Here is a 21,386-nt window from a genome sequence, read left to right as displayed (position 1 = left end):
GGCAGCCACCCGGTGGAGTCGATCAGTCGGGGGACAGGCGGTCGGCGGCGTGTTCGATGGCGGTGCTCACCCGGTCGGCCAGCAGGCCGACCGCGCCGACCGCGCGGGTCATCGGGTCGTCCTCCGCGCCGCCGAGAGCCTGGGAACGCAGGTAGGCGGCCTTCACCTCGGCCCACCGCGCGGCCTGCACGGGGGTGATGGTGCCGCGCAGCTCGGCCAGTTTGAGCAGATTGGCCTCCGCGCCCGAGGTGAGGGTCTGGGCCTCGCCGAGATAGTGGTCGTCGATCACGGCCTCCAGCTCGGCGTCGTTCATCACCGGGACGACCCTGGCCGCGAGCTTGTTCATGTTCCGGTACGAGCCCTGGAGCTGGAACGGAGGCTCGGTCCGCGACGCGTCCGCCTGGGCGGCGGAGGCGATGTACGCCTGGTTGTTGGCGAGCACCACCCGCTGGATCCGCAGCAGCTTGCGCAGCACCGCGAGGACCTGCTCCAGCTCCACCGAGGAGTACGGGTGGGAGAGCTGGTCGGCCCGGACCCCCGAGTCGCCCCGCGCCAGCCGTACCAGAAGGCGGATGTCGCCCCGGTCGCGGGTGGAGAGCGGCGCCAGGACCGGGTTGGAGGTGAGCGCGTTGTCGATGTAGCTCAGCGCGAACAGCTCGTCCCGCCCCGACAGCACGTCGCCGAGGTTCCACACGTCGGCGCGGTTGGCGAGCATGTCGGGGATACGGAAGCGCTTGCCCGCCTCGGTGTACGGGTTGCCCGCCATGCAGACCGCGAAGCGCTTGCCGCGCAGGTCGTAGGTGCGGGTCTTCCCCTCCCAGACGCCCTCCATCCGGCGCTGGCCGTCGCACAGGGAGATGAACTTCTGCAGCAGCTCGGGGGAGGTGTGCTGGATGTCGTCCAGGTACAGCAGGACGTTGTTGCCCATCTCCAGCGCGAAGGAGATCTTCTCGATCTCCTGCCGCGCCGTCGCGTCGGGCGCCTGCGCCGGGTCCACCGAGGTCACCAGGTGCCCCAGGGCCGGGCCGTTGACCTTGACGAAGATCAGCCCGAGCCGGTTGGCCACGTACTCCATGAGGGTGGTCTTGCCGTAGCCCGGCGGGGAGATGAGCAGCAGCATGCCCATCTGGTCGGTCCGCTTGGCGTCCCCGGCCGCGCCGAGCTGCTTGGCCAGGTTGTCGCCGATCAGCGGCAGGTAGACCTCGTCGAGCAGCTGGTTGCGGACGAAGGCGGTCATCACCTTCGGCTGGAACTCCTCCAGCCTCAGCCGCTCGCGTTCGGCCGCGACCAGCTCGTTGCGCCGCTTCTGGTAGGCGCGGTACGCGGGGACGCGGTGGTCGCGGAAGTGCCGGGTCCTGGTCAGGAACTCGTCCAGGCGAAGCTCCATCGCGTGCCCGGAGATCCGGGGGTGCGTGCCGAGCAGCCCCTCGACCGTGGCGGTCAGCGCCGCGGAGGAGTCGTGCCGGGGCACCTCGCACAGCAGTACGGCCACCGCCTCCACCAGCTCCGCGGAACCGGCTCCCGAAGCCCGTCCCGCGCCTCCGGCCGGCGCCGCGTCCATGCCGGAGCCCGGAGCCGAGACGTCGAAGGCCGAGAGCCACGCCTCGGCCAGGCGGTGACGTGCGGCGAGGTCGTCGCCGAGCGCCCGCAGGTCGTCCTCGAACTCCCCACGCGCCGGTCCCAGCGCCCGGTCGAACCGGTCGAGCAGCGATCGGGCTCCCGCACCGGTCACGAAACCGAACGGCTTGCCGGGCAGCTCCTCGAAGAGGTACTCCCCGGCCAGTTCGAAGACGCCGACCTCTCCCGCGTCGCCGAGGAGATCCCGGCAGAAGGACGCGATCGCGGAGCCGAGGGCGGCGCGGGTCTCCTGGACCGCCTCCACCCTGCCGAACAGGGTCCGTGCCCGTACGAGCGACGTCGCCCGGGTGGTCCACGCCGCGCGGGCCGCCTCGTCGGTGCCGAAGGCCCAGAAGAGCTGGGCGGCGGCCCTCGCGGCGGGCGGGTAGCGCAGCAGTCCGGCGCCCGCGTGCAGGCGGAGCGCGGCCCGCAGGATCGCGGTGGCGTCGTGGTCGTGGACGCCGCGCTCGTAGCCCTCGTCGTACCGGGTCTCCGCGACCTTGCGGACGATCTCCAGCAGCTCCCCGCCGTCCACCGCGGCCTCGTGCAGCGCGTCCAGAGAGATCACGTTCCCGCCCGTACCGGACGAGAACGGGGCTCCGGCCTCGGCGGCGGCGAGGATCGAGGCGGCGAGGTGCTCGCCCCGGTAGACCTCGGGCGACTCCGAGACCGTCAGCTGGTTCCAGAACGGCCGGGTCTCCTCGAAGGCCGCGTCGCGCACCGGGGAGCGGTAGTCGGTCCCGGTGACGGCGAAGGCCATCTGGTCCTGGTGCGGGACGAGGGTGAGGTCGGGCGCCTGGGTGTTGACCGCGAACAGGTGGCGGCCGAGCCGGATGGTCTCCCCGCCGTCGCTGTAGAGGTCGAGCCGGTCGCGCAGGGCGCGGCCCGCCTCCTGGCGGGCCGACTTGATCCGGCCTTCGAGCTCTTCCGCGCGCACCTGGTCGCCCAGCGCGCGCAGCTCCCCGGCCACGCCCTTCAGCTTGAGCACCATCGGGTCGGACCCGAAGTAGGTGTTGACCTCGTCCAGCGACGCCAGCCCGGCCACCCGGCGCCGCACGCTCGACAGGATGCGCGTCGCCGAGTCGGCCAGCCGGTCGGCGCGGCGGGCCCGCTCGTCCAGCAGCGCCTGGCGGCGCGAGGAGAACGCCTCGTAGACGTCCTCCCGCTTGGAGGCGAGCTGCCCCAGGAAGTCGTCGAACTCGGTGAAGCGCGACTCCAGGTTCTCCAGCTGGAGCATCAGGCGGCCCAGCTGCTCGTCGCAGCGCTCGGGGGTGTCGGACATCGCGAGCGCCCCGGTGATCGCCTGCCCCAGCAGGGCGTACTCGGCCGCGAAGGCCGCCCGCCCCTCACCGGCGAGCAGTTCCGCGCGCCGGGCCTCCAGGGTGGCGCGGGCGCGGTTCACCCCGCCGAGCACCTCGCCGACCCGCTCCAGGATGGCGGTCCTCACCGTGGCGTCGGCGATGTCGAGCGTGCCGACCACCTCGACCACGATCTCCAGGCCGCGTGCCTGCCCCTCCAGCCGCTCGCCGACCGGCCCCGCCTCGGCCACGGTCGCGATGGCGCCCGCGTCGGCGACCAGCCGCTCGACCTCCGCGTGGTACCCGGCGAAGGCGTCGTCTCCCCGCAGGAACTCCGTCGCGCGCCGCGCGGTGCCGCCCAGCTCGGTCGTGAGCTCCGCGTCGAGCGCGTCGATCCTCGCGGTGTCGACGTGGCGCAGCTCGCGCAGGGTCACCAGGTGTCCCTGCGAGCGCCGCAGCTCCGACAGCCGGTCGATCCAGCCCCGCGCGGACCGGGGCGCGTCGGCCCGCGTGTGCCGTACGAGCGCGGTGACCTCGGCCTCGGCGGTCTCCAGCGCCTCGGCGGCCTGCCGGGTGAGCGACTGGACCTTCTCGAACTCGTCGAGCACCTGCTCGGCGGTGGCCCGCAGGTCGACGAGCGGGCCGCGCAGCCGGTGCTCGCCCAGCCAGTGGTAGTGGTCGAAGACCCGGGCGCAGGAGGCGATCAGCGCCTCGAAGACCGGGATCGACGGCGCCATCTCCTCGACCATCCGCGCCACCGAGAGGCAGTCGGAGATGCCGCGCACCAGCTCCGCGTTGCCGATCCGCTCCAGCGGCCCGGTGCCGACCGGTCGCCCGGCCGCGTAGACGTCCGACTGGTAGGCCGTCTGCCAGACCTGCATGGGGTGGACGCGGGTGGGCTCGTCGGAGGTGGCCCTGAAGACGACCAGCGTGCCGTCGTCGAACAGCGAGTACCCGTGACAGGACAGCGGGGTCTCCACCCGCTTGCGGATCACGTTGTACGGCAGCAGCAGCGACCGGCCCTCGGCGCGGGCGTGGAAGACGTACAGCACGTCCTCGCCGTTGGGGGAGCGGATCACCCGCTCGAACTCCAGCTCGGACACGTCGGTGTCGAACGTCTTGTTCACCCCGGTGGACAGGTAGTAGCCGCCGGGGAAGATGATCCCCTGGTCCTCGGGCAGGCGCTGGCAGGCCTGCCCGATGCCGTCGAGGCGGACCACCTCCTTGGTCCGGGTGTTGAACACCAGGTGGCGCCACTCGGGTTCCTTGTACGGCCGCACACGCAGCAGGATCAGCGGGCCGATCCTGGCGTGGTGGACCTCCGCGTCGGCGAGGCTCTGCAGCGGCTCCGTGACGGGCTCGCGGTAGATGCCCTCCCCGCTCTCGGTGTTGTTCTCGATCTTGATGGTGAGGTCGCCGCCGACGGTCTCGACGAACACCTCGCCCTCGATCGAGATGTGCGGGTGGCGGCCCAGCACGTGGTCGTCGCGGGTGGTGGGGATCCACTCGAAGTCGTGCGAGGGCGGGAAGGTGTGGTCGCGCTCGCCACGGTCGTCGATGTACGAGAGCGTGCCGTCGGCATCGACCTGCCAGCGCAGCACGCGGGTGTCCTGCGGGCCGGTCTGGAAAACGGCGAGCAACTTGCCCTCGACCCGGCGGAGCTGGAGCAGCCGGGTCTCCCGGTAGTACCGGTAGAGGTCGGCGAAGTCCCGCTCGAAGCGCGGGTCGCGGAACATCGGCACGGGGTCGAACCGGAACGCGCTCCCGCCGTCCCCGTCCTCCCGGACGAACGTGTGCGCGGAGAAGACGTCCTCGACGGCCGTCTCCGGCTTCATCCCGATGAACACGTTGTAGCCGAAGAGCATGAGCCCGCCGACCGAGACGATGTCGCGCGGCACGCAGTTGTTCTCGGTGCGTATCCGCTCGGTGCCGATGAGACGCAGTTCGGCCCCGCCGAACACCGCGAGGCGTTCGGCGTTGAGCGCGTCGGACTGCCGGGCCAGCTCGGCGGCCTGCTCGGCCAGCCGGGCGCGGAGCACCTCGTAGGTGCCCGCGTCCAGCCCCGCCCCCTCCTCGGGGGCGCCGGTGACGGCCTCCGCCGTGGAGGACGTCACCGCTTGACGGATCCGGTGGAGTTGCCGGTGGAGTTGCCGACGGTGTCGAGCGCGGCGACGGGGACCTCGGTCGTGGCCGCCGAGGTCTCACTCAGCAGGCCACGCAGTTTGTCCGCGTCGGGACCGCCCTCATTCATCATTTTCATCAGCAGCGCGGACAGCGAGAGGTTGCGCACGTCGGCGGTGTCGATCGAGCCGATCACCCTGCCCAGGTCGGCGGGGAGGCTCGCCGAGCCGTCCAGGTAGGGCCCGGCCAGGGTGCGGGTAACGTCGGAGTTTTCCACGAAGCCGTCCACGGCCTTGCCCATGCCGATCGAGTTCATCAGCCGGTCGAAGAACACGGTGTCGCCGCCGACGATGTCGATGTTGGCCTTGGACAGTCCGGCCGACACCACGGAGGCCTGTGCCTCGGCGATCTTGAACTGGGCGTTCACCCCGGCGAGGCGGATCTCCTTCTCGGCGTCCAGCCGCAGGCGGTACTCCTCGTGGGAGCGGGTCGCGTCGGTGAGCGCGGCCATCGCCGCGGCCTTCTCGGTGAGACCCTCGGCCTCGGCCTTGAGCTTCTCGCCGACCGTCGCGGCCGCGGCGAGCGCCATGGCCTGCTCGCCCTCGGCCTCGGCCTTCAGCTTCTCGCGGACCGCGGTGGCGACGGCGTGGGCCCTGGCCTGCTCGCCCTCGGCGATCGCGAGCGCCTTCTCCCGCTCGACGGCGGCCTCGGCGCGGCCGACCTTCTCGATCGCCGCGGCGTCCCGCTCGCGTACCTGCACCTCGGCCAGGCCGACGGCGGCGGCCTCGGCCTGCACGCCCTCGGCGAGACGGATCTTGGCGCGGGCGTCGAGCTCGGCCGCCTGCTGCCGCGACTCGGCCAGCACCAGCGCCTCGCGCGCCCTGTGCTTGGACGAGGCCTCGGAGGCCTCGGCCGCCTTGATGTCCTTGACCAGGCTCTCCTGCGCCTCGGCCTCGGCCTGGATGATCACAGCCTGGCGGGTCCGCTCGGCCTCCTCGACCACGCGCAGGCGCTTGATACTCTCCTCCTGCTCGGCGACCGTCTTCTCCACCACGATTCGCTCGCGGATCACCTCGGCGATGGCGCGCTTCTCGCCCTCCAGCTCCTTGTCCTTGGAGATGCGCGACAACTCGGTCTCGCGCTCGCGGGCGATCACCTCGAGCAGGCGGTCCTTCTCGATGCGCTCGGTCTCGATCGCGATGACCCGCTCGCGGTTCTTCGCCGCCACCGCGATCTCACGGGCCTGGTTCTCGTGCTGGACGCCGAGCTGCTCGTCGGTACGCAGGTGCGCGGCCTGCGCCTTGAGCCGCTCCTCGGCCTGCACCTTGGCGGTCTCCGCCTCCTCGCGGGCCCGCATGGTCTCGACCTCGCGCTTCTGCTTGGTCTCCGCGTCGGCCTGACGGCGCTCCAGCTCCAGGATCGCCTCCCGCGCGTCCACGTTCTGGCGGGTGATCTCCTTCTCCTCGCGCCGCTGGAACTCGTTGGTCCGGACGTGCTCGATGGCGGTGAGCTCAGTGATCTTCCTGATGCCCTGCGCGTCGAGGATGTTGTTCCTGTCCAAAGCGGCCAGGGAGGTCTGCTCCAGGTAGTCGATGGCCGCGTCCTCAAGGCTGTAGCCGTTGAGGTCGGTGCCGATGACCTGGATGATCTGGTCGCGGAACTGGTCACGCTGGGTGTAGAGGTCCACGAAGTCGAGCTGCTTGCCGACCGTCTTGAGCGCCTCGGAGAACTTGGCGTTGAACAGCTCCTGCAGCGTTTCCTGGTCGCTCGCGCGTGCGGTGCCGATGGCCTGGGCGACCTTCACCACGTCCTCGACGGTCTTGTTGACGCGGACGAAGAAGGTGATGCGGATGTCGGCGCGGATGTTGTCGCGGCAGATCAGGCCCTCACGGCCGGTGCGCGCGATCTCGATGGTCTTCACCGAGATGTCCATCAGCTCGGACTTGTGGAAGACGGGCAGCACGACGGCGCCGGTGAAGGTGACGTCAACCTTGTTGATCTTCGAGATGATCAGGGCCTTGCCCTGTTCCACCTTGTAGAACAACCGGCTGATCATGAAGAGCATGCCGATGACGACGAGGAGGACGACGGCGAGAAGGATGCCGAGCCCGGTGGAGATGACGTCCAATGTGGCCCCTCGGTTAAATGGAACGATCAGGGTCGAGTTCCGCGTCGTACGGCATCACCCAGAAGAACTCGCCGGGGGAGTCATAGGCGAAGATCAGGGCGACGCTGCCGGCGGCGAAAACCTCGTCACCGGTCTGTCGTACTTGAACGAGAGCGGAAGAGCCGTCGGCGGAGGTGACCTCGGCCTGGCCGAAGTCACGGCCGACGCGGCGTGTGCGGATGACGCACACGCGGCCCACGAAGTCGGCGCGGGAGGGGACGCGCTCCTTCGGGACGAGCCGTCGCAGTGAGAGGACGACGAGGCGCGTGCATGCCCAGGCGCAGACCAGTGCCGCGACCAGTACGGCGACCAGGGCGGGGGTGCTCGTGAACAGCGTGCCGCCCACGAGGCTCGCGAACCACGCGACGACGACCAGCAGCGAGACGACCACCGCGGCCGGGACTCCGCCGAGTCCCAGACCGCTGAGGAAACCGGTGGCCCCCGTCGCCTCGGCACCGTCACCGCCGTCGCCGCCATCACCGTCGAACCCGAACACGCCGGCCGCGACGAGCATCCAGTACGCGATGATCACCACAAGCATGAACGTGAACAGGACGGTCGGAAAAGACAGTGCGGCATCGACGAACTGGCCCATTGGCGTGCGAAATCCCCCCGCTGATCTGTCGGAACGTGGTCCCCTGAACACGTGTAGGTGACTATATACAGATAAAGAACAGTTAAAGGAGATAGTTCCCGAAGCGGAAGAAATCCGCATGATCCTTAACCGTGGCGGCCACCGGCGCGTACGAGGGCCGGTGGCAGGGGGCATGCGGAAGCGGAGGAGCGGGAGCGGGCTCCGCGTCCTCGGCTCTGTCGCGAGAAGACGCTCCGGAAAACCGTCGCGGAGGTCAGGCGGGGCGAGTGATCATGTAGGCGAGACCGACGAGGATCACGATCGGAATGAGCCACACGACGGCCTCGATGGCGAACTCCTTGTACATGAGGACATCCCTCCGGGGCGGTGATCGGCGAGGATCTCCGACGATAGCCGTTGTCTCCGGCGGCGGCCAGAACCCTTCACCTACCGGAACGGCTCCCTACACAAGAGGGCGCCCATGAGCCGGTTCCCTCCGTGAGAGTCAGGTCTCCTCAAGGAGGCGATTCCAGCGATGGTCCGGTCTTCGCGGGAGGCAGGCTTTCGCCGAGTTCGATCTCTATGAGGGGTTGGCCGAGCCGACCACCACCGAGGTGTCCGACATCTCCCCCTCGACCACGTCGGCGACCACGCAGGTGATGTTGTCGGGCCCGCCCGCCTCGCAGGCGAGCGCGATCAGCTGCCGCGTCACCTCGTCGAGATCGTCGACCTCGGCCAGCACCTGGCGGAGCCGCTCGGCCTCGACCACCCCCGACAACCCGTCGGAACAGAGCAGATAGCGGTCACCGAGCTCGGCGTCCCGCAGGGAGAGGTCGAGCTCAAGATTGTCGCCGCCGTCGAGGACCTGCAGCAGGATCGACCGGTGCGGATGGCGGGCCGCCTCCTCGGCGGTGATCCGGCCGTCGTCCATCAGCGTCTGGACCAGGGTGTGGTCGTAGGTGATCTGGTACAGGTCACCGTTGCGCAGGAGGTAGGCGCGGGAGTCGCCGATGTGGGCGAGGGCGACGCGAGAGCCGTTCCAGAGCATCAGGGTCAAGGTGGTCCCCATGCCGGTGAGCGACGGGTCCTCCTCGACCAGCTCGCGCAGGCGCTGGTTGGCCTTGCGGACCCCCGCCTCGGCGGCGGCGGCGAGGTCGCCGGGGCACTCGTGGTCCAGGGAGGCGACGCTGGCGATCGCCGCCGAACTGGCGACCTCCCCGCCCACGTGGCCACCCATCCCGTCGGCCACGGCGAGAAGCCGGGCGCCCGCGTAGGCGGCGTCCTCGTTGCCTTGCCGGATCCGGCCGACGTCGGAACCTGCCGTATAGCGCAGCGTGATCATCTGCACATCACTAGATCGTCGAGTTGCACGAGCTGAGCCGCTTTCGGACAGTTGGGATGGGCATAGGGCGAACCGAGATGTTCCACAATCCACTTAACACCATGGTGACGCAAGCGGCCTGGGGAAGTGTTGCCACATCTGTTGACACCCACAGTGGCGCGTAAGCTGTTTTCAGCGCCACGCGGGGTCCCTCCAGCACCCCCGCACTGTGCCCGGATTGCCCCACCTCACGCATCGCTAGGAGATCTGTAATGGCCGCGATCATTCAGGAGGCGGCTCGTCGTCGCACGTTCGCGGTGATCAGCCACCCCGACGCGGGTAAGTCGACCATGACCGAGGCACTGGCGCTGCACGCCTCCGCGATCAGCCAGGCGGGTGCGGTGCACGGCAAGTCCGGGCGGCGCGGGGTCACCTCCGACTGGATGGAGATGGAGAAGGCCAGGGGCATCTCGATCACCTCCGCCGCCCTCCGGTTCGAATACCGCGGACACATGTTCAACCTGGTCGACACCCCCGGCCACGCCGACTTCTCCGAGGACACCTACCGGGTGCTCGCCGCCGTCGACTGCGCGGTCATGCTCCTCGACGCGGCCAAGGGCATGGAGCCGCAGACCCTGAAGCTGTTCGAGGTCTGCCGGCACCGCCGCATCCCTGTGATCACGTTCGTCAACAAGTGGGACCGGCCGGGCCGCGAGGCCCTGGAGCTGCTGGACGAGATCGAGGAGCGCACCGGCCTGAAGCCGACGCCGATCACCTGGCCGATCGGCACCGGCGGCTTCTTCCACGGCGTGGCCGACCGCACCGACGACCGGATCGTCCGCTACACCCGCACCCCCGGCGGCGCCACCAAGGCCATCGAGACCGACCTGAGCGCCGAGCAGGCCCTCGCGGAGCTGGGCGGCGACTGGGAGCGGGCCAAGGACGAGATCGACCTGCTCTCGGCGATCGGCGCCGACCACGACCAGAAGACCTTCGAGGCGCACGAGTCGACCCCGGTGCTGTTCGGGGCCGCGCTGTCCAACTTCGGCGTCGGCCGCCTGCTGGACGCCATGGTCGACATCGCCCCCGCCCCCACACCCCGCCCCGACGTCGCCGACGACCCGCGCCCGCTGGAGGAGCCCTTCTCCGGCCTGGTCTTCAAGGTGCAGGCCAACATGGACCCCTCGCACCGCGACCGCATCGCGTTCGTCCGGGTCTGCTCGGGCAGGTTCGAGCGCGGCATGGTCCTCGTCCACGCGGCCACCGCTCGCCCGTTCGCCACCAAGTACGCCCAGTCGGTCTTCGGCCAGGAGCGCGCCACGATCGACGAGGCGTACCCCGGCGACGTGGTCGGCCTGGTGAACGCCAGCGCGCTGCGGCCCGGTGACACGCTGTACGACGGCCCGCCCGTCGAGTTCCCGAGGATCCCGAGCTTCGCCCCCGAGCACTTCTCCACCGCCAGGGTCCGCGACTCCAGCCGATCCAAGCAGTTCCGCAAGGGCATCGAGCAGCTCGACGCCGAAGGCGTGGTCCAGGTGCTGCGCTCCGACGTCCGCGGTGACCAGTCGCCGGTGCTCGCGGCGGTGGGGCCGATGCAGTTCGACGTGGTCAAGCACCGCATGGCCGCCGAGTTCAACACCGAGATCCTGATGGACCGGCTCGACTTCAGCATCGCCAGGCTCACCGACGCCGAGTCGGCGTCGATCCTGGCCCGCCAGCGCGGGGTGGAGGTCTTCACCCGCTCGCTGGACGGGGTGCTGCTCGCGCTGTTCACCGACGAGTGGCGCATGCGCGGCGTGCTGCGCGAGCACCCCGACCTGGTGCTGAACGCGCTGCTCGCGGACACGCGCGGGTGAGCGTGTGTACGGGCCGGGTGGGGCCCGGGTGAGGCTCGCGTGAAGTGAGACGGGGAGGTCAGGAGACCTTCTCGTTGCACATTCATGGTGAGATATGTCGTTATGAGTGTGATTAAGTGGGGAATTCTGGCGACCGGCGGCATCGCCGCGACCTTCACCGAGGACCTGAAGCTCCTGCCGGACGCCGAGGTGGTCGCGGTCGGATCGCGGTCGGAGGAGTCCGCACGGGCCTTCGCCGACCGGCACGGCATCCCGCGGGCCCACGGAAGCTGGGCTGAGCTCGCCGCCGACCCCGACGTGGACATCGTCTACGTGGCCAACACCCAGAACGCCCACCACGACGCCGTACGGGCCTGCCTCGAAGGAGGCAAGGCCGTCCTGTGCGAGAAGGCGTTCACCCTCAACCGAGGCGAGGCCGCCGCGCTGGTCGACCTCGCGCGGGAGCGCGGCCTGTTCCTGATGGAGGCGATGTGGACGCGCTGCCTCCCGGCCGTCCGCAAGGTCATGGAACTGGTCGAGGGAGGCGCCATCGGCCCGGTCAACACCGTCCACGCCGACTTCGGCTTCTCCGTCTCCGTCCCGCCCGAGCACCGGCTCCGCAACCCGAAACTCGGCGGCGGCGCCCTGCTCGACGTGGGCGTCTACCCGATCTCCTTCGCTCACATGGTGCTCGGTGTCCCGGCCGGTGTGCGCTCCTGGGCGCGGCTCACCCCCGAAGGGGTGGACGAGAACACCGGCGTGCTGCTCGGCTACGACAACGGCGCGGTCGCCCTGCTGTCCTGCGGCCTCACCACGCACAGCCCGGTCGCCGCATCCATCTCCGGCCCGCTCGGCCGGATCGAGGTGCCCGGCCCGTTCTTCCGCCCCGACACCTTCGTCCTGCACCCCACGGAGGGCGAGCCGGAGACCTTCCACGTCCCCTTCGAGGGCAAGGGCATGCTGCACGAGGCGGTCGAGGCGATGCGCTGCCTGCGGGAGGGGCTGCTGGAGAGCCCGCTGATGCCCTGGCAGGCGACCTTGGACGTGATGGGCATCATGGACGAGGTCCGCTCGCAGGTGGGTGTCCGTTTCCCGGGTGAATAGTTGATCGGGCGTTTTTTCTTATAGCTGGGGCTGTTCCCTTTCGGTGCACCCGGAGTTTTCCGGGTGCGCTGTGCGGGTGCTCATTGCGCCGGTGTGGTTTGGTGTTCGTGCCCGCGTGCGGCGGGTGGGTGCTCTTTGTGCCCGCTGCGGTGGGCGGGTGCTCCGGCCGGCCGTCTCAGTTACTGTCTGGTGGTTCAGGCCTCCGGCCTGCTCGGGCGTGGTGGTTGCGGGCTCTTTTTAAGCCGGCCGGAGCACCCGCCCACCTCCGCTGCACGTGTTCCGGCCGTGCGGGGTGCGGGCCGTAGTTGCTTTCTTTCCGGCTGCCCTGGCGACCCGCCGTCGCTGAAGCGTCTTTGAAGGCGCGTTCAGGGTGGGTCGCCGTAGCTGAAGCGTCCCGTGCACGACCCAGTCCAGGGCTGAGGCGCCAGAGGCAGCGCTATCGGCGCACGCTGCAAGACCCTCGTCGTGGACACCGGTCTCATCGCGATCGCCCTTGGCTGTCCGACGCAGTGGTTCTTCCACGATGTGCGGGTTTCACCACTTATGTCGCGAGCATTCGGGCCTTGGATGTCACCCGTTGATTACCGCCGAGGTAGGGCGATCTCTGCAGAGATGGCGATCCCTGCAGAGATCAGGACAAGGTGGACCGTCTTCTTGGCCAGCCAGGCCATCCGGTCGAGGGGTTATTCCAGGGTGTAGTCGGCCGAGAGTTCGCGGCCGGGGCCGAGAAAGTCCACGGCGTACTCGGTCACCTCGTCGTGCTGATCCCAGTAGAGGTTGGTCATGGTGAGTGCCGGTTGACCGCTTTCCATGCCGAGCGCCGAGGCGATGTCCTCGGGGATCGGCCTGATGGCGACGATGTCGCGCCGTCGGACGGCCCGTCGCCCTGCTCTGTCCTCGACCAGCCCGAAGGTCATTCTCGGGAGTGGTTCCGCGACCAGTAGTTCGGGCACCACCTGGCCCAGCTCACCTGGAAGCCATGAGGTGGACAGCGCCACGAGCCCTCTGTCGTCGTAGTAGGCGCGACGACGCTGGACGACAGCGACTCCCTCTTCGATCTCCAGCGCGTCCGCGACCGCCTGGGGTGCCGGAACAAGACCGGCGCTCAAGATCTCGACTCGCTCGCCCTGACGGTAGCCGCTCCCGTTCGCCCGCAGCATTTGAAGGCGATCGGAACCTGCTGTGATCTTCTTCGGCAGGTTGGCCAGGGTGCCGATCCCCGGAACCGACTCCGCGTAGCCTTCCGCCCTCAGGACGGCCGCGACTCGGGTGGCCGTCGCGGTGGACACCCCCTCGTCGCGCATGATTTCCCGCACCGACGGAATCCGGTCGCCGGGCCGGATCTCCCCGCTCTCGATCCTGGCCTTGATCTGCGCGGCGATCCGCCTGTACGGAGCCATCGCCTGCGGGCTGCCAGCCATCATGAGACCCCTGTTCTAGTGCACTCTGAATCAGCGATTGACTTTGCCAGTGCTCTAGAACACTATAGAGCTGCCGCTGACCAAAGAACAGGCAGGCTGCTTCGCGAACGAATTCAGATCGCACCGCCTTCGCAAGGCGCCAGGCAGGAAGAGAGCACTCGCTGTGGAACGTTCCCATGAGTCCGACCAACCGCCCGCCCGCCATGATTCGGGCGTCAGTGGAGACCTCACGCGCGACACGGAGCCGGGACACACCCGTGTAGAGACACCCGCCCTGACAGGTGAGCCACGCCTGTTCGCCCTGATTCAGGAGTGTGCGGGGGATGACGAAGGAGGCATGACAGAGGTGGTGGCATACGGGCTGACGCTGCCGGGCGGAGCGGCGGCAACCGTCGGAGTGAACGGCAACGGTTTCGGCCGGTGGACGAGCGCGCACAGTGCCGCACGGCGGCTTCGCTCCGACCTCCTCTGGCTTGGGGACGGCGACACACGGAATCCCACGCCATCGTGCCCATGCGGCCGTGATCCCCTCTCCTCGCGCCCGGAGGGCCCCGAGGCACTTTGAAGGTGCCGAAAACACGTAAGGCGCCCTGGCCGTCATGGGGCAGGGCGCCTTGAAAGACGATCTAGTGGCGTGTCACGCAGCCTTGGTGGGATAACGGGTCCATGAGCGGATCGGGGAGCTGGCCGGGAAGCTGACCTTGGGCGGGGCGTGCCGGTTGTGCCAGCGGATGTTGGTGGCGATGGCGGTGTTGCTGTAGCGGTTGTAGGTGGCCCGCAGACGGCGGGGTCTTTGCCTGGCCGCCAGGCATTGCCCTTGTGGGGCTGCAGGTTCAAAGGGCCGAACTCATCCACGCACACCATGTGGTGAGGCGTCGTACGGGGCCAAGACGTGCTGCATCTTGGCGACGAAGTCGGTGTCGTTGGGGACCACGCTGGCCTGCTCACCCGCCGAGATCAAATAGCCCAGCGAGGTTCAGTGACATGCCACTAGAAAGGCTTGGCCAACGGCTACGCTGATGATGTAACCCAGGTAACGCGACCGAAGGAGCGAGCGACGGTGAGCGTGGACCTCGAACACGAGCCCATTCATGATCTCGCCCGCCGGGTCATCCGGCTGGCCGAGGAAACCCAGCACGCCGCTCAAGTGCTCGAACGCCGTCTGGATGCGCTGGAACGACGCTCCGGAACCGCCGCCAGAGCCGAACGCATCCTGAGCATTGCCGCCGACATGCGCGCTCACCTCGATCAGGACCGGCTGTCCATTGAAGACCTGTACGACCCGAACACCGGCCTTCCCGCATGATCATCGATTCCAGCGCCATCATCGCCGTCATCAACGGGGAGCCTGAGGCCGCCCATTTCGCTCAGGTCATCGCCGCAGCCGTGGGTCGTATCTCGGCTGTCAACTACGTCGAAGCGGCTATCGTGGCCGACAATCGCGGCGAGACCATGCGCAACGCCTTCGACACGCTCATTAACGAGATGGGGCTCATCATCGAGCCAGTAACGCCTAATCAAGCCAGGATTGCGCGCCGCGCTTACCAGACATACGGCAAGGGCAACCACTCCAAGGCCAAACTCAACATGGGCGACTGCTTCGCCTACGCTCTCGCCAAAGACTTCGACCAGCCCTTGCTCTTCAAAGGCGAGGATTTCCCGCACACCGACATCACCCCCGTACAGCCGTAACGTCCGGCGACAACATAGGTCACTGTCGCTGGATCCTCAGCTGGGTGATAGTGAGCCTGGCCGCCAGCGGCGTCATGCACCTGATCATTGACACGGGGGCGGACTGTGGCGCCTCAGCCCTGGACTGGGTCGTGCACGGGACGCTTCAGCTACGGCGACCCACCCTGAACGCGCCTTCAAAGACGCTTCAGCGACGGCGGGTCGCCAGGGCAGCCGGAAAGAAAGCAACTACGGCCCGCACCCCGCACGGCCGGAACACGTGCAGCGGAGGTGGGCGGGTGCTCCGGCCGGCTTAAAAAGAGCCCGCAACCACCACGCCCGAGCAGGCCGGAGGCCTGAAACACCAGACAGTAACTGAGACGGCCGGCCGGAGCACCCGCCCACCGCAGCGGGCACAAAGAGCCACCCACCCGCCGCACGCGGGCACGAACAACCACAACGAGGTGATCTCAGCGACTTTTAGATGAGTCTGCCGTGCTCGAACTGGGTGAGGACGAGGACGGTGCGGGCGATGTCGCCGATTTTGCCGGGGCCGGCGGTGATGCGCTGGAGTGTGCGCCAGCGGCCTTTGAGCGAGGATCTCGATTCCTTCGTCGATGGAGCGGTAGGCGGTGGCACGGAAGATCTTGTGGTCGCGGCCGATTTTGGGGATGCCGGTCTCGCCTCGAAACACATTTCCGGCCGTCGACGACCTCTCCCGATAAGTCCGGAATTCCACCATTCATGCCTCGGAAATCCCAGCTGTCGGAACTATTCCACTGAGATCATTTCATTGAATAGCTGAAACTTTCAGCGCCGTTGACGGTATTCGACGCCGACCGTATCGTTCGATCATCGCCTATGCGTGTCTTTCATCGCGCGCACTTCCTGACAGGAGAGGCCCATGACAGAACGGCGCGTCCGTCGGCGACGGCGCCTGATCATGTGGCTGGTGGCCGCCTTATTCGGCGCGTTCGCCGTCGTCACACCCGCCGACGCCGCCACCACCTGCACGCTGACGTTCCAAGCCAATTACCGGGGGACCGTCGGCGGGCAGTACAGGTGGCAGGTCGATGCGCGGCTGACCAACACCGGCACGACACCGTCGACCACCTGGGAGGCGGTCATCGACTTTCCCTTCTCGGCGGGCGCGGTCGTTCACCTGTTCTGGAACGTGAATAGGTTCTCGACGACCGTGTGGAGACCGGCGTCGTGGAACGGCGCCATCCTGCCGAACCAGTACGCGAACTTCGGGTTCGAGATCGACATGCCTATGACGACCACCTCGCCGCCTCTTCCCACTTCCAGTCAGTGCACCATCACCTATTGATGAAACGGGCGAGTCCATAGGGCTCGTCCGTTCGTCAGCTTTCAGTTTGTCGCGAGATCAGGAACTTCTCGTATTCTGCGACGACGTTCACCCGGGCCATGAGGCTCGAAGGCCGCTGGCGCACACTCCAGCGCATCACCGCCGGCCCCGGCAAAATGGAACCACCCCACCAAAACGAAGTCAGACGAGCTTCCAGTCGTGGCGTTCCAGGAAGGCGCGCTCGCCGGTGGCGTACTCGGTGAAGGCTTCCTGGACCGCCTTCAGGTCCTGGACGTGCGTGCGGAACATCCGGTTTCTGACGCTGTCCTTGTACTCAAGCTCGTAGCCCGAGATCTCCGGCGAGCTCTGGACGAAGTGCTCGCCGAAGACGACCAGGGCGGTGAACGGGTTCTGTGGGGACATGGTCGCGAGCGCGTCGGAGATGAGCTGGAGGTCCGGTGAGACCACGATCATCCCGTCGCCCGTGCGCATCTCCATGGTCGGGTAGATGCCTCGCGGAGACAGGTTGTGCACCAGGCCGCGCTGCGGGTCGTAGCAGACCAGCCCGCACTCGGTGGCTAGGGCGAAGACCTCGGAGGACACCTCGTCGGCACGCTCCGGGTCCATGCTGATCAGGATGTGGTCAGGGGAGAGCCACTCGGCCTCGGGCAACCGGTCGGCGAAGGCCACCAGCCCTGGGTACGCCTCGGCGGCGTCTTCCCCCTCTTCGGGACGGGGACCCGCGTCCTGAGGCTCCCCGGCGGGAGCCGTCTCGGCGTCATGAGGCGTCCCGCCGGGACGCGTCCCGGCGTCATGGGACTCCCCGCTGGGAGCCGCCCCGGCGTCGGGGCGAGGCTCGGTGTTACGCGGGTCCCGGAGGCCCAGGAAGACGTTCTCCGCGTGTTCCCTGGTGATCGGTTTGGGCTCGTACCAGACGGCCAGTTCGAAACTCACGGTTCCATTGTCCTCCGGGTGCCTCTCCATGAGGGAAAGGGCCGGACCGATCGGGTGATCGGCCCGGAGGACACGCTGATGGCCGAGGGCTCACGATACGCGGGAAGGGTCAGCCCCTGTGTGACCCCGGTGAGAATGAGCCTGCTCATTCTCGTACGGATCGTGAAGCTTCAGACGACCACTAAATCTCCTGCCACCCGGACCCTACGGAGCCACTGCATATTTTTCGCATACACCGGAAAAAACTGATCAGGGACAGCCTGTGATCGAGGAGTGGCGTCCGAGGAGTCCGGCGAGGTCGTCCGCCTTCGCCCTGTCCCCGATGAGGGTGAAGAGTTCGTGGGACTCGCGCCAGCATTTCAGGGCCTTCTCCCCGTGGCCGGCCGCCACGTGGGCGAGGCCGAGGCTGCGGAGCGCGCCCGCCAGGTATGTGGTCCAGCTGCGGGTGCGCCACAGCGCCACGGATTCGGTGAGGCGTTCGACGGCTCGCGCGTGGTCGCCGTCGGCGCGGTCGAGGTCGCCCAGGATCCAGAGGGCGTCGGCGAGGTGGTGGGTGAGGTTGTAGCGGCGGCTGAGCTCTTCCACGGTGTCGGCGGTGGGCCGGGCCCGCTCGTCGCCGTCGCCGTTGTAGAGCTTCGCCAGCGTGACCAGGGTCATCGTCTCGGAGGCCGGGTCCTTCGCCATCCGGGACATGACGAGCGAGCGGTTGAGACACCGTTCCGCGGGTTCGAACTGGCCGGTCTCGACGTACGCGAGGCCGAGGAACTGCAGGCAGGTCGCCTCGAAGCGCGGGTTTCCCAGCGTTTCCGCCACCTGCAGCGCGCTCACCAGGTGCGGGATCGCCGAGAGGACGTCCCGCTGGCCGTTCGTGATGCCGAGGGCGAGGTGGGCGCGCGCCCGGCCGCCGAGGTGGTCGGTCTCCTCGGCGAGGCGCAGCGCCGTCTCCGCCGCCTCCACGGCCGGTTCGACGAATCCCTGCGCGGCCAGGCCCCAGGCGCACATCACGTGGGCGTCCGACAGCCCACGCAGCTCGCCGACCTCGGCGAACATCTCGGCGAGCCGGACGGCGTTGGTGTGCAGCGCGACCATCGCGCCGCCCTCGTGCTCGACGCCGGTCCAGGTGGTCACGTCGAGCAGTCCGCGCAGCATGACGGCCTCGCCGAGCAGGTTTCCCGCCGTACGGCAGGCGAGCATGGCCCGTTCGTTGAGGCGTCGGCACTCGGAGAAGAAGCCGTGGGAGTCGAAGTAGCGTTCGAGGCATCCCGCGAGGTCCCAGGCGAAGTCGTCGAGTGCGAGGGCGCAGGCCTGTTCGACGAGACCGGCGAGCGCGGTCCGTTCGGCGTTGAACCAGGCGAGGGGGTCGCGCAGGAGGGACGCGGTGATCTCCCCGGGCAGTTCACGACGCGGTGCGGGGCCGTGGAGTACGGCGTAGCAGGCGCCGTGGACGTGCTCCATCGCCTGTTCGGCCAGCCAGAGCCACGCGCCGAACGCCCGGGTCGTCGCGCGCAGCAGCTCGGCGGGCTCCTCCTCGGCCTCCGCGCGCTCGCGGGCGTACAGCCGGACGAGGTCGTGGAAGCGGTAGCGGGCCTGTCCGGTGGCGTCGATCCCGGAGATGGTGGCGAGCTGCGCGTCCACCAGGAGCTCCAGGTATGTCTGCCCTTCCTGGTCGGGGCGGTCGAGCAGGGTGGCGGGGACCCAGCTCGCGAAGCCGGGTACGTCGAGCAGGCCGAGCAGCCGGAAGGCGCGTCGCGCGTTCTCCGGGAGGCCGACGTAGCTTTGGGCGAGACTCGCCCTGACCGCGCGGTCGCCGACGGTCAGCTGGTCGAGGCGTCCGCGCTCGTCGGCGAGCCGCCCCACGAGCCAGGCGATGCTCTGCCGGGGACGGGCGGCGAGCCGCGCGCCCGCGACGCGTACGGCGAGCGGGATGCGGTCACACAGCCAGACGAGCTCGGTGGCGGCGGGGAGCTGTGCGGCGACGCGGTCGTGCCCGATCATCCGCGAGAGCAGCTCCACGGCCTCCTGGGTGCTCAGGACGTCCAGCTCGACCGGCCGTACGCCTTCCAGGCCGGAGAGCCTCGCGCGGCTCGTGACGATCACGGCGCAGCCGGACACGCCGGGGAGCAGGGGTCTGACCTGCTCCTCGGAGGCCGCGTTGTCGAGGACGATGAGGACCTTCTCGCGGGCGAGGCGGCTGCGGTACAGCGCGGCGCGTGCCTCGACCGACTCGGGGATGCTCGACCCGGGCACCCCCAGCGCGACGAGGAACCGTCCGAGCACGTGGCCGGGGTGCGCCTGCTCCTCCTCGTGCGCGCCCTGCAGGTCGACGTAGAGCTGCCCTCCGGGAAACCTGTCCGCGATCCGGTGCGCCACGTGCAGCGCCAGCGTCGTCTTGCCGATGCCGCCCATTCCGGTGATGACCGAGACGGTCGTCGTGGAGCACTCCTCCAGCCGGGCGACGAGCTCCCTCACCTGCTCGTCGCGCCCCGCGAAGTCGGCGATGTTCATCGGCAGCTCCGCGGGAGGATCGCGCGACTCGGGCGGGCCCTGTCCGGTTTCCGGCTGGTCGTCCTGCGCGTGCTCGGGGGTCGCCCACTCCCCGGCCAGGATCAGCCGGTGGAGGTCGCGGAGCCGTTCCCCGGGCTCGACGCCGAGCTCCTCGTTCAGCAGGCGCCGGGCGTCGGCGTACACCGTGAGCGCCTCGGCGCTCCGGCCGGAGCGGGCGAGCGCCAGGATGAGGTGCGCCCGCAGGCGTTCACGGAGCGGGTGCGCGTTCACATGGCCGGTGAGTTCGGCGACGAGCTCCGGCTGGAACCTCACCGTGAGGTCGGCCTCGACGCGGTTCTCCAGGGTGGTGAGCCGTAGCTCCTCCAGGCGCGCCGCCTCGCCGGACAGGTCGTCGACGAACCGCAGGTCGGCGTACGCGGGACCGCGCCACAGCCGCAGGGCCCGGTGGAGGAGGTCGGCGGCCTCGTGGTGGTCGCCGTGCAGGAACGCGTCGCGGCCCTCCACCGCCAGTGACTGGAATCGATGGACGTCCAGCTCGCCGGGGTGCACGACCAGCAGGTAGCCGCCGTGCCGGCGCAGGATCCGGTCGCCGCCCAGGGACTGGCGGACACGGGAGGCGTACAGGCGCAGGTTGCTGGCGGCCGTCTTCGGCGGCTGCTCGCTCCAGAGCGCGTCCACGAGCAGGTCGTCGGGTACGGACCTGTTGGCGTGGTGAAGAAGCACCGCGAGCAGGGCCCTCTGTTTGCGTCCGCCCAGGGGAAGCGCCTGGTGGTCGGCGCGCACTTCGACCGGCCCCAGGACGGAGAAGTCCATACCACTCCCCTGGAAGACTTCGCAGGGGCCAAGTTTGCCCGACCTTCCACTGCCCGTCAATGATCATTGAGGACCCCGGGCCCCGAGGGCGCCCGGGTGCCGGGGCGGGATGCGGGCGTCGCGGCCGGGTTACGCCGGCGGCTTGTCGGCGGCGGCGACCCGCGACAGCTCCACGGTGCAGAACGCGCAGCGCTTGGCCTCGACCGGAATGCTGCTCAGGCACTCCGGACAGTCCTTCTCGGTGGCCTTCTTGTTTCTGTCGAAGAAGGCCACCAGCCGGGTCATGGGCATCACGACGAACCAGTAGATGACCGCGGCGATGATCAGGAAGCTCAGCAGGTGGTTGATGAAGTCGCCGTACATGAACTTGGAGCCGTTGATGGTGAACACGTACTGCGAGAAGTCCGGCTCCCTACCACCCGTGATCGCCCCGATCAGCGGCGTGATGAGGTCCTTGACCAGGGCCTGCACCAGCCCGCTGAAGGTGGCTCCGATCACGACCGCCACGGCGAGCTCGACGAGGTTGCCCCTCATCAGGAACTTCTTGAATCCGCCCATCACCAGAACCTCCCGAGGATGCTCCGGTCTTCAGGCCGGGGAGGAATCGGGAGCGGGAGGGCCGCCGAGGCCCGAGCGTGTCCTGATCGGTCGGTCATTGAGATCGGCTTCTTTCTGA

At 68.8% G+C, this 21,386-nt stretch carries 13 protein-coding genes; 5 read left to right on the top strand and 8 right to left on the bottom strand.

Annotated features, from left to right (window positions below):
* Nucleotides 1-22: 22 nt before the first annotated feature.
* The 4 genes from ACFY3D_RS28810 to ACFY3D_RS28795 all read right to left on the bottom strand — a co-directional run bounded on the left by ACFY3D_RS28810 (nucleotide 23) and on the right by ACFY3D_RS28795 (nucleotide 9,119).
* Nucleotides 23-5,029 (bottom strand): DNA repair ATPase, encoded by a 5,007-nt coding sequence (locus ACFY3D_RS28810; protein ID WP_389984895.1) that lies wholly within the window; start codon nucleotides 5,027-5,029, stop codon nucleotides 23-25.
* On the bottom strand, nucleotides 5,026-7,164 hold the full coding sequence (locus ACFY3D_RS28805; protein WP_389984892.1) for a flotillin family protein: 2,139 nt from the start codon (nucleotides 7,162-7,164) through the stop codon (nucleotides 5,026-5,028). The genes ACFY3D_RS28810 and ACFY3D_RS28805 overlap by 4 nt, the downstream gene beginning before the upstream one ends.
* Before the next feature lie 13 nt (nucleotides 7,165-7,177).
* Nucleotides 7,178-7,798: a hypothetical protein gene (locus ACFY3D_RS28800; RefSeq protein ID WP_389984889.1), complete on the bottom strand. Its 621-nt coding sequence runs from the start codon at nucleotides 7,796-7,798 to the stop codon at nucleotides 7,178-7,180.
* Between the two features lie 559 nt (nucleotides 7,799-8,357).
* A complete protein-coding gene (locus ACFY3D_RS28795) occupies nucleotides 8,358-9,119 on the bottom strand; it encodes a PP2C family protein-serine/threonine phosphatase (protein WP_389985319.1) in 762 nt (253 codons plus the stop codon).
* 251 nt (nucleotides 9,120-9,370) lie between these two features.
* Here ACFY3D_RS28795 and ACFY3D_RS28790 point away from each other — a divergent pair, with 251 nt between their 5' ends.
* Complete coding sequence (locus ACFY3D_RS28790; protein ID WP_389984886.1) at nucleotides 9,371-10,954, top strand: peptide chain release factor 3; 1,584 nt, start codon at nucleotides 9,371-9,373, stop codon at nucleotides 10,952-10,954.
* 102 nt (nucleotides 10,955-11,056) lie between these two features.
* The gene (locus tag ACFY3D_RS28785; RefSeq protein ID WP_389984883.1) at nucleotides 11,057-12,037 is read left to right on the top strand and encodes a Gfo/Idh/MocA family protein; all 981 of its coding nucleotides are present in this window, start codon (nucleotides 11,057-11,059) and stop codon (nucleotides 12,035-12,037) included.
* A gap of 683 nt (nucleotides 12,038-12,720) precedes the next feature.
* On the opposite strand, the gene ACFY3D_RS28780 is transcribed toward ACFY3D_RS28785, so the two are convergent.
* The gene (locus ACFY3D_RS28780) at nucleotides 12,721-13,437 is read right to left on the bottom strand and encodes a GntR family transcriptional regulator (protein ID WP_389984880.1); all 717 of its coding nucleotides are present in this window, start codon (nucleotides 13,435-13,437) and stop codon (nucleotides 12,721-12,723) included.
* Nucleotides 13,438-14,518: 1,081 nt separating this feature from the next.
* Here ACFY3D_RS28780 and ACFY3D_RS28775 point away from each other — a divergent pair.
* From ACFY3D_RS28775 to ACFY3D_RS28765, 3 genes are all read left to right on the top strand, one after another.
* Nucleotides 14,519-14,764, top strand: a complete 246-nt coding sequence (locus tag ACFY3D_RS28775; RefSeq protein ID WP_389984877.1) for a hypothetical protein — start codon at nucleotides 14,519-14,521, stop codon at nucleotides 14,762-14,764.
* Nucleotides 14,761-15,150, top strand: a complete 390-nt coding sequence (locus tag ACFY3D_RS28770; protein ID WP_389984874.1) for a type II toxin-antitoxin system VapC family toxin — start codon at nucleotides 14,761-14,763, stop codon at nucleotides 15,148-15,150. Before ACFY3D_RS28775 ends, ACFY3D_RS28770 begins: the two co-directional genes overlap by 4 nt.
* Before the next feature lie 883 nt (nucleotides 15,151-16,033).
* Nucleotides 16,034-16,459: a cellulose binding domain-containing protein gene (locus tag ACFY3D_RS28765; RefSeq protein ID WP_389984871.1), complete on the top strand. Its 426-nt coding sequence runs from the start codon at nucleotides 16,034-16,036 to the stop codon at nucleotides 16,457-16,459.
* Nucleotides 16,460-16,639: 180 nt separating this feature from the next.
* Here ACFY3D_RS28765 and ACFY3D_RS28760 read toward each other — a convergent pair whose 3' ends face one another.
* From ACFY3D_RS28760 to mscL, 3 genes are all read right to left on the bottom strand, one after another.
* Complete coding sequence (locus tag ACFY3D_RS28760; protein ID WP_389984868.1) at nucleotides 16,640-17,392, bottom strand: hypothetical protein; 753 nt, start codon at nucleotides 17,390-17,392, stop codon at nucleotides 16,640-16,642.
* 249 nt (nucleotides 17,393-17,641) lie between these two features.
* Entirely contained in the window at nucleotides 17,642-20,710 is a 3,069-nt protein-coding gene (locus tag ACFY3D_RS28755; RefSeq protein WP_389984865.1) for a BTAD domain-containing putative transcriptional regulator, read from the bottom strand.
* A gap of 129 nt (nucleotides 20,711-20,839) precedes the next feature.
* Nucleotides 20,840-21,268, bottom strand: a complete 429-nt coding sequence (gene mscL, locus ACFY3D_RS28750; RefSeq protein ID WP_362897477.1) for a large conductance mechanosensitive channel protein MscL — start codon at nucleotides 21,266-21,268, stop codon at nucleotides 20,840-20,842.
* Nucleotides 21,269-21,386 lie beyond the last annotated feature (118 nt).

The organism is Streptosporangium sp. NPDC000509, assembly GCF_042898365.1.
GTDB lineage: Bacteria > Actinomycetota > Actinomycetes > Streptosporangiales > Streptosporangiaceae > Streptosporangium.
This window is presented reverse-complemented; position numbering and strand designations above follow the sequence as displayed.